We start from the raw sequence: 13959 nt of genomic DNA, 5'->3' as shown, positions 1-13959 counted from the left end.
GGGCGGCCTCCTCGCAAGGGGTTACCGGCCCAGCTGCGCCATGTCCGCCTTGCCGTAGATTTCGGCGCGGATCAGGGCGGCGACCGCCTCTGCATCGGTGCGGTCAATGGTGGCGAGGCGCTCTTTCCAGCCCGCTTCCGCCGCCTGGAAGGCCGCGATCAAGGCGGACGGATCTTCGATTCCGCGGTCGGCTACCGATTTCTGAGGCAGGGCGGCAACGAAGTCCGACTGGAAGGAGGCCAGCGTTTCGGTCAAGCTGTCATCCGCTTCGAGGATCTCCAGGCCACGTTCGCGCGAACCGGCAAAGGCGGCCTCCACGTCGGCGGCATAGACCAGCTGCGTGCGCGCCAGACCGAGCGCCATGTGATCAAGCATCGCCTCGCGCTGCGCCTCACTGAGGCCGACCCAGAAGTTGGTATTGGCCACATAGGTCGCGCCCATCACCACACCCATCGGCAGCGTGGTCACGCTCTTGGCGACCTCCCAGAACTTGTTGCCCTTGTCGAGGTTGGTCGGGTCCGACATCGTGCAATCAAGCGAACCACGGCTGAGGCCGGAGTAGACATCGCCGATCGGCACCGAGACGGGCACCCCGCCGATCGCCTCGACCCATTTGGTTTGGGCACCACCGGCGGTACGGATCTTCTTGCCGCGGGCATCCTCGAGCGAGCGGATCGGATCCATGCAGATGAAGTGGTAGACCGGGGTGGAATACCCCCCGAGGAACACCCCACCATTCTCGTTCCATTCACCCTGCACCTGCGCATTGGTCACCCCGACCTCGGTATAGGCCAGAGCGGCAGCAAGCGCGTCATCGGCGGTGAAAACCAGGTCGTTCAGCACGTTGTTGACCGGCAGCTCTGAGGGCGAATAGCCCGGATAGACAACCCCCAGCTGGGCCACATTGTCACGAATGCCCTGCATGGTCGCCTTGGCCGGGATAAGCGAGCCGCTGGAATAGACCTCAAAGCCGATGCCTGCATCTGCGTCTTGGCCAAGCTCCTCGGCGAACTTCTGATAGGGCTGTGCATTGAGAATATGCACCGGAGCCAGCCAGTTGCTGGCGATATAGGTGTCGGCAGTGGCAGCGGATGCGATCAGACCGGCGACGGCCATCGGGATCAGTTTCAAGTGTTTCATAAGGTCTCCTCCTAGGTTGACGGGCACGGCCCGCCGGATCTGTGATGGGCCGATCTGGGATCAGCCCATCAGACTTGGCAGCCACAGCGAAAGCGCTGGGAAGGCCACCAGAAGTGCGATGGTGAAGGCGTCGGCGACGATGAACCACGTCACGCCCTGAAAGATCGTGCCGAGGGAAATCGTGTTCCCGAGGCTCGACTTGATGACATAGACATTCATCCCCACCGGCGGTGTGATGAGGCCGGTTTCCAGCAGTTTCACCGCCAGCACGCCGAACCAGATCAGGTTGATGTCCAGCGTCCCGAGCAGCGGCGCCAAGACCGGAACGGTCAGCAAGATGATCGAAATACTCTCTAGAAAGCAGCCGAGCACCAGATAGAGCAGGCAGATCAGGATGATGACCCAGATCGTATCCAACCCCTGGAACTGCCCGGTGACCCAGACCGGCAAGGTCGAGAGCGCCACGAAGCGCGAGAACAGTGCCGCCGAGACTACGATGATGAAGATCGCCGAGGTGCTCACCGCTGTGTCAACAAGCGCGCGGCGCATCATGTCGAAGGTCAGCGCCCGCCGCGACAGCGCGATCAGACCGGCAAGGAAAGCGCCGATGGCTCCGGCCTCGGTGGCGGTGAACACTCCAGAGAAGATACCCCCAAGCACCCCGGCAATCAGCAACGGCAGCGGCCAGGTTTCCCGCAGCAGGGAGAGTTTTTCCCGCCAGCTGGTGGTCAGGTCCTGGCGCGGCGCAAGCGAAGGCTTCAGCCAGCAGCGCAGGGTGATCATCGCCGCAAAGACGACACCGGAAAGAATCCCCGGGATCACTGCCGCCAGGAAAAGCGCGCTGATCGAGACATCCATCATCAACCCGTAGATGATCAGCAGCACGCTGGGCGGGATGAGCGAGCCAAGAGTGCCCGCCGCCGCCACCGAACCGGAGGCCAGCGAGGGCGCATAGCCCGCCTTCAGCATCTCGGGAATGGCGATCCGCGAAAAGGCCGCTGCGGTGGCCACGCTGGAGCCGCTGGCCGAGGCGAAGAGCGCACTGGATGCAACAGAGGCCGTCGCCAGCCCGCCGGGCACCCGGTTCAGAAATACCCGCGCCGCGTTGAACAGCCCACTGGTGAGCCCCGCCCCGGAGGCCAGATAGCCCATCAGCAGGAACATTGGCACTGCCGAGAGGTTCCAGTCCCCGATCATCTCGTAGGGGATGGCCTTGGTGATGCCGATGGCGGGCATGGAGCCCATCATCAGCCAGATTCCACCAAAGGAGGTCAGCCCCATGGCAACCGCGATCGGGACACGCAGCAACACCGCAACCAGCATCACCACGACGCCGAACAATCCGATTTCAAGACGTTCCATTTCTGTCCCCTTAAACCTGTTCGACTGGCGCCATCTCGGCGCGGTAGCGTCCGGTCAGGATCTGCACGAGACGCAGCACCATCACCAGGCAGGCCATTGCCAGCCCCAGCGGAAGCAGGAATTTCGTTGGCCAGATCACCACCCGCCAGGTGCCCTCGACCATTTCACCAATGCGCCACGACTGGATCGCCGGTGCCCAGGACAGCCATGCCAGCCCGCCATAGAAACAGGCGGACAGGGCGGTGCCGAGCAGCTGCGCGCCAGTGCGGGCCCGGCGCCCGAACTGCTCGTACAGCAGCTCCACCACGATCGAGCCATTGTTGATCTCGACCCAAGCCAACGGCAGGAAGACCGCTGCCACCATGTAGTAGCTGGCCACCACCTCGGCGGTGCCGGGGATCGGCGCGTTGAGCAGATACTTGCCCGCCACGTCCAGGGTCACGTGGAACATCATCAGCAGCAGAGCCCCCGCCGCCAATGTCGCCAAGACCTTGGCGATCATATCAATGATACGGTCTATCATTGCATCCGGTATCCGCCGTTCACGTCGATGACGCTGCCGGTGATGTAGTCGCTGTCGGCTCCGGCCAGGAAGGAGACCGCCCCGGCCACATCCTGCGGAGTGCCAATCCGGCCCTGCGGGATCGACTGGGCGACCTCGGCATCCTTGGCCGGATCAAGCGAGAGACGCAGCATCGGCGCATCAATCAGCCCCGGTGCGACCCCGTTGACGGCAACCCCCAGCGCGGCGCCTTCACGTGCCCCGGCCCGGATCAGACCAAGGACGGCGGATTTGCTGGCGATATAGGCCGAGCTGGAGCGATAGCCCCCGAGCTGTGCCGCCACCGAGGAAAAGCCGATGTAGCGCGCGCCCTCCACCCGACGGGCCGACCGCGCCTGCAGGAAGGCGCGCAGCAAAAGGAAGCTGCCGGTGCTGTTGATGGTCTGTGTGGTGTTCCACTCCTCCAGGGAGGTGTCGGTGAGCGGCCGACGCTGACCGTTCTCATCGAGGATCAGCACCCCGGCTGCGGCCACCAGAACCGCGATCGCACCATGCTCTGCCTCGATCTCCGCGATCAGCGTGTCGACCACCTCCTCCTCGGCCACATCGAGGGCAAAGGCCAGATGCCCGGCACCGGGCAGGCCCTGGATTACCGCCTCGGCCGCCGCGCGGTCGAGATCCGTGCCAATGACGGTGAACCCATCTGTCGCCAGTCTTTCGCATACGGCCCGGCCAATGCCCCCCGCCGCACCCGTTACCAATGCCAATCCGGCCATGGTTGCCTCCTCAGGTCTGTGATCTTTCGCATGATTGGATACATTTTGACGATATAGTCAACCATAAATCTTAAAAATCGCCCATATTGGATAAAATCTAACAGACTCCTCTTGAGATCACCGTGCATTCCGGTCAAGCTGGCGACAAGCAAACCAAGGATGTGAGCATGGATGTAAACGGACACACCGTGGCCGATGGTGCCGCGACAGCGCTGCGGGAGATGATCCTGTCGGGGGAGCTCCGCCCTGCTGCGCGCGTGCATCAGGACCAACTGGCCGACCGCCTAGGCCTTTCGCGGACCCCGCTGCGCACGGCGCTGGCCACTTTGGCCAATGACGGACTGCTGGTCTATGAGGCCAACCGGGGTTATCGAGTGCGCGAATTTTCGGTCGAGAGCATTGGTAGCGTCTTTGAAATCAGAAGCGTGCTCGAAGCGCAGGCTTGCCGGATTGCCGGACGGCTCAGCTGCTCCGAAGAAATGCTGGACAGATTGGATACATTAGTGCGCACCGGCGACGACATCCTCGCCTCGGGTCGGCTCGACCCCAAGGATCTGCCCGCCTGGCGCCGGATGAACGTGGAATTTCACGAAGCGATCATCCAAGCTGCAATGAACCCCTGGCTGGAGGAGTTTGTGGCACGCACCCATAATGTGCCCATGGTCTCCGACCGGGTGATCCTCTGGGACGACTATGAGATCATCAAACGCTCCCATGACGATCACCACCGGATTGCCAAGTGCCTGCGTCAGGGCGATGGCGAGCGGGCGGCGGCAATCATGCACGAGCATGTGAGCTTTGCCGGGGACCTGCTCACCGAACGCCTCAGCAAGGATCCTGAAGCTGCCTTCGAACAGTTCATCGGCAGCCCCCATTCCGCGAATTCTAACCCCAAGGAAGATGAAACATGACCCTCAGAGTTTTCCATTCCCCAGCGTCGCCCTTCGTGCGCAAGGTTCTGGTCTGCGCCCATGAAAAAGGTCTCGAGCAACAGATCGAAAAGCTGCCCTCGCAGGCCTGGCCGGTCAAACGCGACCCGGTGATCGTCAAGGAGAACCCTTCCGGGCAGGTGCCCACCGGGCTGACCGACGACGATGATCCCCTCTATGACAGCCGGGTGCTCTGCGCCTATGTGGATTCGTTGTCGGCAGAGACGCCGCTCCTTCCGTCCGAGGGCCGTGACCGTTTCGCAGCGATGACGCTGGAAGCGCTCGGCGACACGCTGCTCGGCGCGGCCCTGCTGTGCCGGTACGAATCCGTGCTGCGCCCCTCCGAATTCTACTGGGATCTGTGGCACGACAGCCAGATGGAGAAAGTCAACAGCGCGCTCGACGACCTGGAGGCACGCTGGCTCGACACGCTGAGTGCGCCGGTCTCCATCGGCAGCATCACCATCGGCTGTGCGCTCGGCTATCTCGATTTCCGCTTTGCAGATAAGGACTGGCGTAGCGGCCATCCGCAGCTGGCGGACTGGTACGCAGGCTTTGCCGAGCGGCCCTCTATGGTGGCGACTCAGCCGGTCGGCTAAGCACTCAACCGGACCTCGGGGTGGCGCCTTGCAGCTACATTGCGCCGCCCCCTGGCAACCCACGACCGGCTGGCCGGTGCCCGCTCCCGCGCCCGATGCAACGACAGCAGTGATTGTTGCTCGACTGTTTTGATCGCCACAAACCTCATGGTCGGTCGGGTTACGGCTTCGCAGATGGCCTCGGCGTCGATTGCGTCGGACTTCCCGCGTTTGACCTATGGCTTCACGTACATCGGCGGGAACAACCGCACGTCATGGCCCAATGCGGTCAGTTCACGGGCCCAATGATGCGCGCTGCTGCAGGATTCCATGCCAAACAGCCAGGGCTCCAACTTCGCAAAGAAAGGCAGAAACTGCGTCCGCCGCAAGGGCTTGTTGAACACTACTTCTTCACTGGAGGTCAGCCCGTGGACTTGGAAAACGTTCTTGGCCAGATCAACGCCAATTGTGGTAACTCGCACGGGGTGGCTCCTCTCATAACCGGATTTTGACAGCTGCACTATGGCGCATCGCGACACCGGTTGAAGCAGGAGCCATCCACCCCATCAGTTTTGGTGAAGCCGCACTGCGGCGTGACACGACTTGGCTAATGTCTCCTTCCGGGCCGGAAGCGTCGAGAGATGTGAGGGCCGACTTCCCAGGAAACATGCCCGCTTCCTGCGCCCTGGTGGCAAAGATCCGTTGGGTCGGGAATGCTTGGCACGGTCCTCTGAGAAGACTCAGAAAATTCGTCGGGAAAAGCCGGAAATGCGCGGCATTCGAAAAAAAAGGGGGGGGGGGCAGTGGCGGACCGAGGAGGATTCGAACCCCCGACCCCCTGATTCGTAGTCAGGTACTCTATCCAGCTGAGCTATCGGTCCACTGCTGCAGGATTTAAGGCCCCTGCGAAAAAGAAGCAAGCCAATTTGGCAATCTTCCCAAAACCTTTTCAAACCAACCACATCGGGAGAATTTGAAAGCGTGGCGGACCGAGGAGGATTCGAACCCCCGACCCCCTGATTCGTAGTCAGGTACTCTATCCAGCTGAGCTATCGGTCCACTGCGGCGGGGTTTAGTCCTAGGGACTGAAGCGCGCAACCCCTAAAACAAAATCCTGCCAGTCTTTTTGAATTCCGCCAGTCTGACCGCCAGTCTGCCCCCTAGTCTTGCCGCCAATCCGGCGGCTCTTCGCGTCTTCACAGGGTTCCGTCGCCCTTGGGCAGGTGGATTTCAAAAAGACTGCCCTCAGCACCGGTTTCACGCAGCACCAAAGCGCCGCCATGCCCCTTGGTCAGTTCAGCGGCGATGGTCAGCCCCAAACCGCTGCCGCCCTTGCGCGCACTGCCCTGAAACGGGGTGAACAGATTGTCCTGGGCGCGTTGCGGCAGGCCTGGGCCGGTGTCAGAGACCGAAATCCACCAGGCGTCCTCATCCTCGCGGGCGGCGATAGTGACGCGGCCGGGGGTGCCAGTCGCGACAATCGCCTGACGGGCGTTGCGCACCAGGTTCATCACCACGCGAAACAGCTGTTCGCCATCACCGCGCAGCATCATGCCCTTTGGCACCTCATTGAGGATCTCAACCCCGGTTTCATCGGCCACCAGCAGTTCACTTTCGACGATATCCTCGACCAGTTCACACAGCGCTATGCGGGCAAAGGTTGGTGCCGGCTCTTCGGCACGCCCAAAGGCCAGCGTGCCCTCACAAAGCGACACCGCCCGGGTAATCGAATTCACCAGTTTGGGGGCCAGCCGCCGCACCAGGGGATCCTCGCTGGCCTCAATCCGGTCGGTGAACAGCTGCGCAGAGGTCAGGATATTGCGCAGATCATGGCTGATCTTGGCCACGGCGCCGCCCAGTTGTGCCAGCCGTTCACGTTGGCGCAGCGCCTGGGTCAACTCGGTCTGCAATTGCATAAGCGCCTCTTCAGCCTCGCGCAGCTCGCGCACGCCAGCACTGGGGTGGATGATACCCCGGGCATCTTCCGGCGCGGCAGCGTAGCGCTGCATATAGCCCACAACCCCCTTGATCGGGCGCACCAGAAAAGCGCGGACGGCGGCAAACAGCAGCAAAGCGGTAAAAATGGAAATCACCGCCGAAAGCAGCAGCACCCGAATGCCATAATCAATCATTGCGCTGCGCAGCGGCGCGGTTTCAATGGTGATCTCGATCAGCAGCCCCGCATCACGCACCGGTGCGCCAATCACCCGGATGATCCGGTTTTCCGCGCTGAACAACTGCAAGAAGGCATCCCCGATCAGGGTAAAAGCCGAAGCCCGACGCAAATCATAGGTGCCTGCGATCTCTTGCGGAATAGGCGAGGACAGCATCAGCTGGCGGATCTCATCGCGGCGCAGCACCACGTTATAGACCCCGGCGTTTTCCAACAGCTCTGCCTCCAGCTCGGTATCCAGCATATCATCCGCCAGCAGCGCCAGAGAGGCAATCTGCGCCCGCTCCAGCCGGTCTGCCAGGTAATCAAGACGAAAGCGAGAGATCGAGGGCACGAAGATCAGCACCTCGGCCAGCATGACAAAGACAATGGTCAGAACCAAAAAACGGCCTGAAAGCGAATTCAGCATGGCGCTCTTTCCGGGTTAAGGGATCCAACGCTGCACAAAGCGCACCGCGCGCTTAACCAGCACACTGTCAAACAACCGTGGTGAGAAGTAGGCGCCAGCGACACGTTTATTGATCTCCCCGATTGACGGATATGGCGCCACCATTGCGGCAACCTGGCTCATCTTCAACCTATTTGCCAAAGCGAGCGACCACAATGAAATCAATTCTCCCGCTTGGTGCCCGACAATCGTCGCCCCCACCGGGCGCCCTTTGACCACCATCACCTTGATGAAACCCTTGGTTTTCAGCTCTGCCAGGGCGCGGTCATTATGGGCAAAATCAAACCGCGCCAATTCCACCCCATCGCCATGCCGGGCGCGGGCCTCGGTCTCTGTCAGGCCGACCTGGGCCAGTTCCGGGTCACTATAGGTGGCGCGCGGCAGGTGCAGTTCCTGCGCCCTGGACGGCAGGCCAAACAAAGCCGAGCGAATGATGACCCCGGCGTGATAGCCCGCCACATGGGTAAACTGCATCCCCCCCGCGACATCGCCAATAGCATAGACGCGACGGTTGCTGGTGCGCAGCGCCGCGTCCACCTTGATGCCGGTCTTGCTCGGCGTGATCCCGCCGGCCGCAAGATCCAGCCTGTCGGTATTGCTCTTACGGCCCACCGCCACCAAGAGATGCGAGCCGGTAAAGCGGCGCCCATCCCTGGTTTTCACCTCGATGGCACCAGCCTCGCCGCTGATCTGGGCCGCCATCGCGTTCTCGGCAATCACCACGCCCTCATTGCGCAGCGCGTCCAGCACAACGGCGGCGGCTTCTGGATCATCACCGCCCAACGCGCGCTCGCCTTCGATCACCGTGACCCTGCTGCCCAGCCGGATATGCGCCTGCGCCATTTCAATGCCAATCGGACCACCGCCGATGATCAGCAGATGCTCTGGGCGGTGGCTCAGATCAAACAGGGTTTCATTGGTTTCATAGGGCACAGTCTCCAGCCCCGGCACCGGCGGCACCAGCGGTACGGAACCCGTGGCGATCACCACCCGTCGGGCGCGGATCACATGATTGCCGGCCTGTACCTCGGTTGGGGAAACAAAGCGGCCAAATTCACGGATCACCCGCACGCCGAACCCCTCGAATCGCTCTTGGCTATCCATCGGGGTGATCGCATCAATGGTGTTCTGCACATGGGTTTGGGCTGCGGCGTAGTCCACGGTCGGCGCCACCTCGGCCACGCCAAAGGCTGCGCTGGTACTTTGGCCATAGGCCGCCTTGGCGCTGGCCAACAGCGCCTTGGACGGCACACAGCCATAGTTCAAACAGTCACCGCCCATCCTGTGCCCCTCAAGAAGCACCACCGAAGCCCCCATCTGGCTGGCTCCTGCCGCCACCGACAACCCGCCCGATCCGGCCCCGATCACCAGCAGGTCACATTTCAGCCGGGTTTGGGATGCGGCATCGGTTGCCGGGGCAGATGTCATGGTTCAGCGCCCCTTTGTTGGGGGCTTGGGGTTGGGGTTGGCGCTTTTGGGGCGCAGGGTTTTGACGATGATCGGCATCACCGCCAAGACACACAGCCCCAGAAGCGGGCCGATCACATGCGGTTCCCACAACAGGGACAGGTCTGGATCTTCGCCGCGATCAAAGACCTCTCCGACGCCGACCCCGATCCAGGTAAAGACAATTGCCCCCGGAATGATGCCAAGCGCCGTGGTCCACAGGAAATTGCCAAACCGCACCCCCACCAGCGCGGGCAACAGATTAGCGACAAAGAACGGCACTGCAGGCACCAAACGCAACAGCAGCAGCACCTCCACCTCATTCTGGCGCAGCGCATTCTTCAACATATGCACCCGGCCTTCACTCGCTTCTAGCTTCGCCGTAAGCGTCTCGCCCAATCCCAGGCGGGCCGCAAGAAAGATCGCCGATGCCCCAAAGGTCGCCGAGACCACGTTCAGCGCAGTGCCCGCGCCCAAACCAAACAGAAAGCCCCCCGTGACCGAGGCCACCGCCGCACCCGGCAAGGAAAAGGTCACAATCAGGACATACAGCCCAACAAAGAGCGCCACCAATCCCAGGTAATTCTGATCGCGAAAGGCCATCAGCGCCTCGCGGTTGTCGCGCAGCGTATCAAAGCTGAGGTAATCCTTCAGGGTCACCGCGCCGATCAGCGCCACCGCAACCACAGCGATCAGCGGCAGGTGGCGGGCAAGCCCTCGTTTTGGCGTCTTGGTCATATGTCTCATCTCTCTTGGTCGTCTGCCCCGGACCACAGGTCTAGCTGCCAATACCTGCTAGCGCCAAATGCACCCCAAGACGAGGTCTGGCATGGGCTTATCACGCGGCCTTGATCTGTTAGATGTGTTTTTGTGAAGATTCGCACCCTGCCCCGCCGATTTGCGGCATTTTGCGGCCTGCCCCGGTAAATTCCGGCCTTTTTGGCAGAAATCTTGCCCGGGCGCGACAAAAGTCAGGGCTCAGCGTTTGACTTGCCCGAGAATCCCTTCTAAAGACCGGGCTTCGAGATAAACACCACGGGGAGCGATTCCGCTGCCCCCTGTAGAAATTGGAGACCGGAGCGATGAAACGCACCTTTCAGCCCTCGAACCTGGTTCGTAAACGTCGCCACGGTTTTCGTGCGCGCATGGCCACCAAGGCAGGCCGCAAGATCCTTAACGCACGCCGCGCCCGTGGCCGTAAGGAGCTGAGCGCATAAGCGCGAGGCACCAAGGATTGACAGATATGACACCGCCGAAGGCCCCAAAGGACAGCGCAGCTGGCCACGGGAACCAGCCTTCGGCGGTTTCTGTTTGCCCAGCGCCCAAACAGACCGCAAAAAAAAGCCCGTCCTTGACCGTTCTGGCCAAGCGCAGCGCCTTTCTGGCCGCAGCCCGTGCCCGTCGTCAGGGCACCCAAGGCATGATGGTTCAGGGGCGCAAGCGCCGCGACGGCGAAACCGCCGAGCCCGGCTTTCGTGTTGGCTTCACCTGCTCCAAGAAGGTTGGCAATGCCGTGGCCCGCAACCGCGCCAAACGACGCCTGCGCGAAGCCGCCCGCCTGGTGCTGCCGCAACAGGGCCGCGATGGCTGGGACTATGTCCTGATTGGCCGCGCCAAGGAGACGGCAAGCCGCGATTTTCAGGATCTGCAGCGCGATCTGGCCTATGCGTTGAAAAAAATCCACGGGTGATCTGTTTCCAGCAGGCTCTTGCCCCTATTTTACCCCCATGACGCCGCTTGCCCATATCCTTGCCCTGCCGGTCCGCGCCTATCGGCTGCTTTTCTCACCCTGGGTGGGTTTCAACTGCCGCTATCAACCGACCTGTTCAGCCTACGCGCTGGAAGCCTATGAAAAGCATGGCGGCATCAAGGGGACCTGGCTGACGCTGCGCCGCATTGGACGCTGCCATCCGCTTGGGGGCAACGGCTATGACCCGGTGCCGGACCCAAAGCCCACCGCGCCACCAAAGTAATCGCCAGACAGTCCTGCCCCCCCTGCCCGGACAGCGAGCCTGCTGCGGGGCCTAGTGCTGGACTATTGCGACGCGCGTGCCCTTTTTCCTTGGCAAAGGCCGCGCCAGGGGCTAGGGGGCCGATATGCTTGATGATGATCAAACCGAAATCCATGCGCTGTTTGCCGGCGCGCCCTCGACCACCGAGTTCAAGAAGCTGCGCAAACGCATTGTGCGTCAGGCGCGTGAAGCGATTGAACAATACGGCATGGTGGAACGCCCCGCTGATGGCAGCACGCCGCGCTGGCTGGTCTGCCTCTCGGGGGGGAAGGACAGCTATACTCTCTTAGCTGTGCTCCATGAGCTGAAGTGGCGCGGGCTGCTGCCGGTGGATCTTTTGGCCTGCAATCTGGATCAGGGGCAACCGGGATTTCCCGCCACTGTGCTGCCCGCATTCCTGGAAAAGATGGGCGTGCCGCATCGGATTGAATATCAGGACACCTATAGCATCGTGGTGGACAAGATCCCGGAGGGACGCACCTTCTGCGCGCTGTGCTCGCGTCTGCGGCGGGGCAATTTGTACCGGGTCGCGCGGGAAGAAGGATGTTCTGCGGTCATATTGGGCCATCACCGCGATGATATTCTTGAAACCTTTTTCATGAATCTGTTCCACGGTGGGCGCCTGGCCACCATGCCGCCCAAGCTGCTGAACGAAGAAGGCGACCTTTTTGTCTATCGCCCGCTCGCCCATGTGGCCGAAGCCGACTGCGAGAAATTCGCCCGCGCGATGGACTATCCGATCATTCCCTGCGACCTATGCGGTAGTCAAGATGGGCTGCAGCGGCAGCAGGTGAAGCAGATTCTCGACCAGTGGGAATCAAACAGTCCCGGTCGCCGCCAGGTCATGTTCCGCGCCTTGACGAATGCACGTCCGTCGCATCTACTTGACCCCAAGCTTTTTGATTTTACCGGGTTGGAGCGCAATTCTGACGAAGATTCTGCCGATTCATCAGAAATACCCCTGTTGCGTTAACCCGCGAGTCAGAACCAGCCCTCTATTCTGCCGATGCACCCTGCTTTAGGCGAAAGGTCTGAACATGACAAAAGCGAATTCAGGTCTCCTTTACCGAATTCGAACAAGATTGGCTCCGGCGCTGCTTGCGCCGCCGATTCTTGCGTTCTTGCCTGCGCTCACCCTTGCGACTTTCTGGATCGGTGGCGAAGCTGCTCTGCTTTGGGTTGCTCTGGGTATGCCAGTTCTTTTTGCTGCTTTTGGCGGTTTTTCCGCCTATGGCCGAAACCTTGCGCCGCGCGACAGTGTAACAGGGCTGATGCTGCGCGAAGGATTTGAGCTAGACATGGAGCGAATCGTTGAAGATTGCGCCAGAACCGAGCTGCGGTCGGCGCTGTACTACATCGAAATTGACGACTTCAAAGAGCTGAGCAACCGAGAGGGCCAAGATGCCTGCGACCGGGTTATTCAAAGCTGCGGCGAACGTATCGCCAGCACCCTGCGCAATGGCGATACGGTTGCCCGAATCGGCGACAGCAAATTTGCCGTCTGCCTGACCCCGGTGCTGCAACTGGATCTGGAAACCTGCGTGCAGATGGCAGGGCGCATTCAATCCGCCGTGGAAGAGCCGATCTCGCTGGATGGCACCACGGTCTATGTCTCTTGCTCTATCGGGTTTTGCCTGAATACCCGCGCGCCCAGCAAATCCTATAGCGACTGGTCTGGCGCAGCAGCGGCGGCGCTGTCCGACGCTCAGCAAAACGGCCCCTCTGGGATCCGGGTCTTTTCCAACGATATGCATCAACGCAGCAAAGCCCATGGCAACCTGCGCGAAGAAGCCGCCGAAGCGCTGGAGGCCGGTCATATCCAGCCCTGGTTCCAACCGCAGATCTGCACCGACACCGGCCGCGTTTCAGGCTTTGAGGCCCTGGCCCGCTGGATGCACCCTGTGCGCGGCCTGATTCCGCCCGGCAAGTTTCTGCCCCTACTGGAAGAAACCGGTCTGATGGAACGCCTTAGCCAGGTCATGCTCTACCATTCTCTGACTGCGCTAAATGCCTGGGATGCCGCAGGTCTGAAGGTGCCGGCCGTTGGCGTCAACTTTGCCACCCAAGAGCTGCGCAACCCCAATCTGGCGGAAAACATCAAGTGGGAGCTGGAACGCTTTGATCTGCCCCCGGCGCGTCTGTCGATCGAAATTCTGGAAACCGTGATGACGGATCGGCCCGATGATGTGGTAACCCGCAATATTGCTGCGCTCAGCGATCTGGGCTGCCATATTGAGCTGGATGACTTTGGCACCGGACATGCCTCTATCTCGGCGGTGCGTCGCTTCAATATCTCCCGGATCAAGATCGACCGCTCTTTTGTGCTGCGTGCCGACCGCGACCCGGAACAGCAAAAGCTGATTGCCGCGATCCTGACCATGGCCGAGCGCCTGGACCTGGAAACCCTCGCCGAAGGGGTGGAAACCGCCGGCGAGCACGCGCTCTTGTCGCAGCTCGGCTGTGGCCATGTGCAGGGCTTTGGCATTGGCCGTCCGATGCCCTTTGACCAGACGCTTGACTGGATCACCGCACACGAAGCCAAACTGCAAGAGGCCCCGGAAATCGGCCGCCGCACCCGCTGATCCCCGCTTTT

At 61.4% G+C, this 13959-nt stretch carries 14 protein-coding genes, 2 tRNA genes and 1 pseudogene; 7 read left to right on the top strand and 10 right to left on the bottom strand.

Translation table 11 applies throughout. From position 1 onward, the window contains the following. Positions 1 to 21 precede the first annotated feature (21 nt). From ACN0VH_RS11045 to ACN0VH_RS11030, 4 genes are read right to left on the bottom strand one after another with little or no spacing between them, the layout of a single operon-like run. Positions 22 to 1140 carry a C4-dicarboxylate TRAP transporter substrate-binding protein gene (locus tag ACN0VH_RS11045; RefSeq protein WP_417700614.1) on the bottom strand — a complete coding sequence of 373 codons (1119 nt, stop codon included), beginning with the start codon at positions 1138 to 1140 and terminating at the stop codon, positions 22 to 24. 60 nt (positions 1141 to 1200) lie between these two features. Beyond that, entirely contained in the window at positions 1201 to 2502 is a 1302-nt protein-coding gene (locus ACN0VH_RS11040; RefSeq protein WP_417700613.1) for a TRAP transporter large permease, read from the bottom strand. 10 nt (positions 2503 to 2512) lie between these two features. Further along, positions 2513 to 3025 carry a TRAP transporter small permease subunit gene (locus tag ACN0VH_RS11035; RefSeq protein WP_278923499.1) on the bottom strand — a complete coding sequence of 171 codons (513 nt, stop codon included), beginning with the start codon at positions 3023 to 3025 and terminating at the stop codon, positions 2513 to 2515. Continuing rightward, positions 3022 to 3780 carry an SDR family NAD(P)-dependent oxidoreductase gene (locus ACN0VH_RS11030; RefSeq protein WP_278923500.1) on the bottom strand — a complete coding sequence of 253 codons (759 nt, stop codon included), beginning with the start codon at positions 3778 to 3780 and terminating at the stop codon, positions 3022 to 3024. The genes ACN0VH_RS11035 and ACN0VH_RS11030 overlap by 4 nt, the downstream gene beginning before the upstream one ends. A 167-nt stretch (positions 3781 to 3947) precedes the next feature. Here ACN0VH_RS11030 and ACN0VH_RS11025 point away from each other — a divergent pair, with 167 nt between their 5' ends. Both ACN0VH_RS11025 and ACN0VH_RS11020 read left to right on the top strand, forming a co-directional pair. Continuing rightward, a complete protein-coding gene (locus ACN0VH_RS11025) occupies positions 3948 to 4691 on the top strand; it encodes a GntR family transcriptional regulator (protein ID WP_278923501.1) in 744 nt (247 codons plus the stop codon). Further along, a complete protein-coding gene (locus ACN0VH_RS11020; protein ID WP_417700612.1) occupies positions 4688 to 5308 on the top strand; it encodes a glutathione S-transferase family protein in 621 nt (206 codons plus the stop codon). The genes ACN0VH_RS11025 and ACN0VH_RS11020 overlap by 4 nt, the downstream gene beginning before the upstream one ends. Before the next feature lie 83 nt (positions 5309 to 5391). On the opposite strand, the pseudogene ACN0VH_RS11015 reads toward ACN0VH_RS11020, so the two are convergent. The 6 genes and pseudogenes from ACN0VH_RS11015 to ACN0VH_RS10990 all read right to left on the bottom strand — a co-directional run. Next, positions 5392 to 5769 (bottom strand): annotated as a pseudogene (locus ACN0VH_RS11015) (IS110 family transposase); the annotation flags it as partial. 322 nt (positions 5770 to 6091) lie between these two features. Next, positions 6092 to 6168 (bottom strand) — tRNA-Arg (locus ACN0VH_RS11010). A 101-nt stretch (positions 6169 to 6269) separates the two neighbouring features. Next, positions 6270 to 6346, bottom strand: a tRNA-Arg gene (locus tag ACN0VH_RS11005). A 137-nt stretch (positions 6347 to 6483) separates the two neighbouring features. Then, entirely contained in the window at positions 6484 to 7869 is a 1386-nt protein-coding gene (locus tag ACN0VH_RS11000) for a sensor histidine kinase (RefSeq protein WP_278923503.1), read from the bottom strand. Between the two features lie 15 nt (positions 7870 to 7884). Further along, on the bottom strand, positions 7885 to 9336 hold the full coding sequence (locus ACN0VH_RS10995) for a dihydrolipoyl dehydrogenase family protein (protein WP_417700611.1): 1452 nt from the start codon (positions 9334 to 9336) through the stop codon (positions 7885 to 7887). Between the two features lie 3 nt (positions 9337 to 9339). After that, positions 9340 to 10101: a TVP38/TMEM64 family protein gene (locus tag ACN0VH_RS10990; protein WP_278923505.1), complete on the bottom strand. Its 762-nt coding sequence runs from the start codon at positions 10099 to 10101 to the stop codon at positions 9340 to 9342. A 335-nt stretch (positions 10102 to 10436) separates the two neighbouring features. Between ACN0VH_RS10990 and rpmH the strand changes: the two genes are divergently transcribed. The 5 genes from rpmH (at position 10437) to ACN0VH_RS10965 (ending at position 13948) form a co-directional block, all read left to right on the top strand. After that, complete coding sequence (gene rpmH, locus ACN0VH_RS10985) at positions 10437 to 10571, top strand: 50S ribosomal protein L34 (RefSeq protein WP_027241708.1); 135 nt, start codon at positions 10437 to 10439, stop codon at positions 10569 to 10571. Positions 10572 to 10597: 26 nt separating this feature from the next. Beyond that, entirely contained in the window at positions 10598 to 11044 is a 447-nt protein-coding gene (rnpA, locus tag ACN0VH_RS10980; RefSeq protein WP_417700610.1) for a ribonuclease P protein component, read from the top strand. Positions 11045 to 11081: 37 nt separating this feature from the next. Next, positions 11082 to 11327, top strand: a complete 246-nt coding sequence (gene yidD, locus ACN0VH_RS10975) for a membrane protein insertion efficiency factor YidD (protein ID WP_278923507.1) — start codon at positions 11082 to 11084, stop codon at positions 11325 to 11327. A gap of 124 nt (positions 11328 to 11451) precedes the next feature. Then, positions 11452 to 12339, top strand: coding sequence for a tRNA 2-thiocytidine(32) synthetase TtcA (ttcA, locus tag ACN0VH_RS10970; protein WP_417700609.1), 888 nt, complete (start codon positions 11452 to 11454; stop codon positions 12337 to 12339). 64 nt (positions 12340 to 12403) lie between these two features. Then, a complete protein-coding gene (locus tag ACN0VH_RS10965; RefSeq protein WP_278923509.1) occupies positions 12404 to 13948 on the top strand; it encodes a putative bifunctional diguanylate cyclase/phosphodiesterase in 1545 nt (514 codons plus the stop codon). Positions 13949 to 13959: the final 11 nt, after the last annotated feature.

It is taken from the genome of Pseudophaeobacter sp. (assembly GCF_048267565.1).
GTDB classification, from domain to species: Bacteria; Pseudomonadota; Alphaproteobacteria; order Rhodobacterales; family Rhodobacteraceae; genus Pseudophaeobacter; species Pseudophaeobacter profundi.
Note: the sequence above shows the minus strand (reverse complement) of the source record. Positions and strands in the feature narration are given on the sequence as shown.

Coding starts and splice junctions, on each gene's coding strand:
- ACN0VH_RS11045 (WP_417700614.1), bottom strand. CDS start 1,140: ATGAAACACTTGAAACTGATCCCGATGGCCGTCGCCGGTCTGATCGCA.
- ACN0VH_RS11040 (WP_417700613.1), bottom strand. CDS start 2,502: ATGGAACGTCTTGAAATCGGATTGTTCGGCGTCGTGGTGATGCTGGTT.
- ACN0VH_RS11035 (WP_278923499.1), bottom strand. CDS start 3,025: ATGATAGACCGTATCATTGATATGATCGCCAAGGTCTTGGCGACATTG.
- ACN0VH_RS11030 (WP_278923500.1), bottom strand. CDS start 3,780: ATGGCCGGATTGGCATTGGTAACGGGTGCGGCGGGGGGCATTGGCCGG.
- ACN0VH_RS11025 (WP_278923501.1), top strand. CDS start 3,948: ATGGATGTAAACGGACACACCGTGGCCGATGGTGCCGCGACAGCGCTG.
- ACN0VH_RS11020 (WP_417700612.1), top strand. CDS start 4,688: ATGACCCTCAGAGTTTTCCATTCCCCAGCGTCGCCCTTCGTGCGCAAG.
- ACN0VH_RS11000 (WP_278923503.1), bottom strand. CDS start 7,869: ATGCTGAATTCGCTTTCAGGCCGTTTTTTGGTTCTGACCATTGTCTTT.
- ACN0VH_RS10995 (WP_417700611.1), bottom strand. CDS start 9,336: ATGACATCTGCCCCGGCAACCGATGCCGCATCCCAAACCCGGCTGAAA.
- ACN0VH_RS10990 (WP_278923505.1), bottom strand. CDS start 10,101: ATGAGACATATGACCAAGACGCCAAAACGAGGGCTTGCCCGCCACCTG.
- rpmH (WP_027241708.1), top strand. CDS start 10,437: ATGAAACGCACCTTTCAGCCCTCGAACCTGGTTCGTAAACGTCGCCAC.
- rnpA (WP_417700610.1), top strand. CDS start 10,598: ATGACACCGCCGAAGGCCCCAAAGGACAGCGCAGCTGGCCACGGGAAC.
- yidD (WP_278923507.1), top strand. CDS start 11,082: ATGACGCCGCTTGCCCATATCCTTGCCCTGCCGGTCCGCGCCTATCGG.
- ttcA (WP_417700609.1), top strand. CDS start 11,452: ATGCTTGATGATGATCAAACCGAAATCCATGCGCTGTTTGCCGGCGCG.
- ACN0VH_RS10965 (WP_278923509.1), top strand. CDS start 12,404: ATGACAAAAGCGAATTCAGGTCTCCTTTACCGAATTCGAACAAGATTG.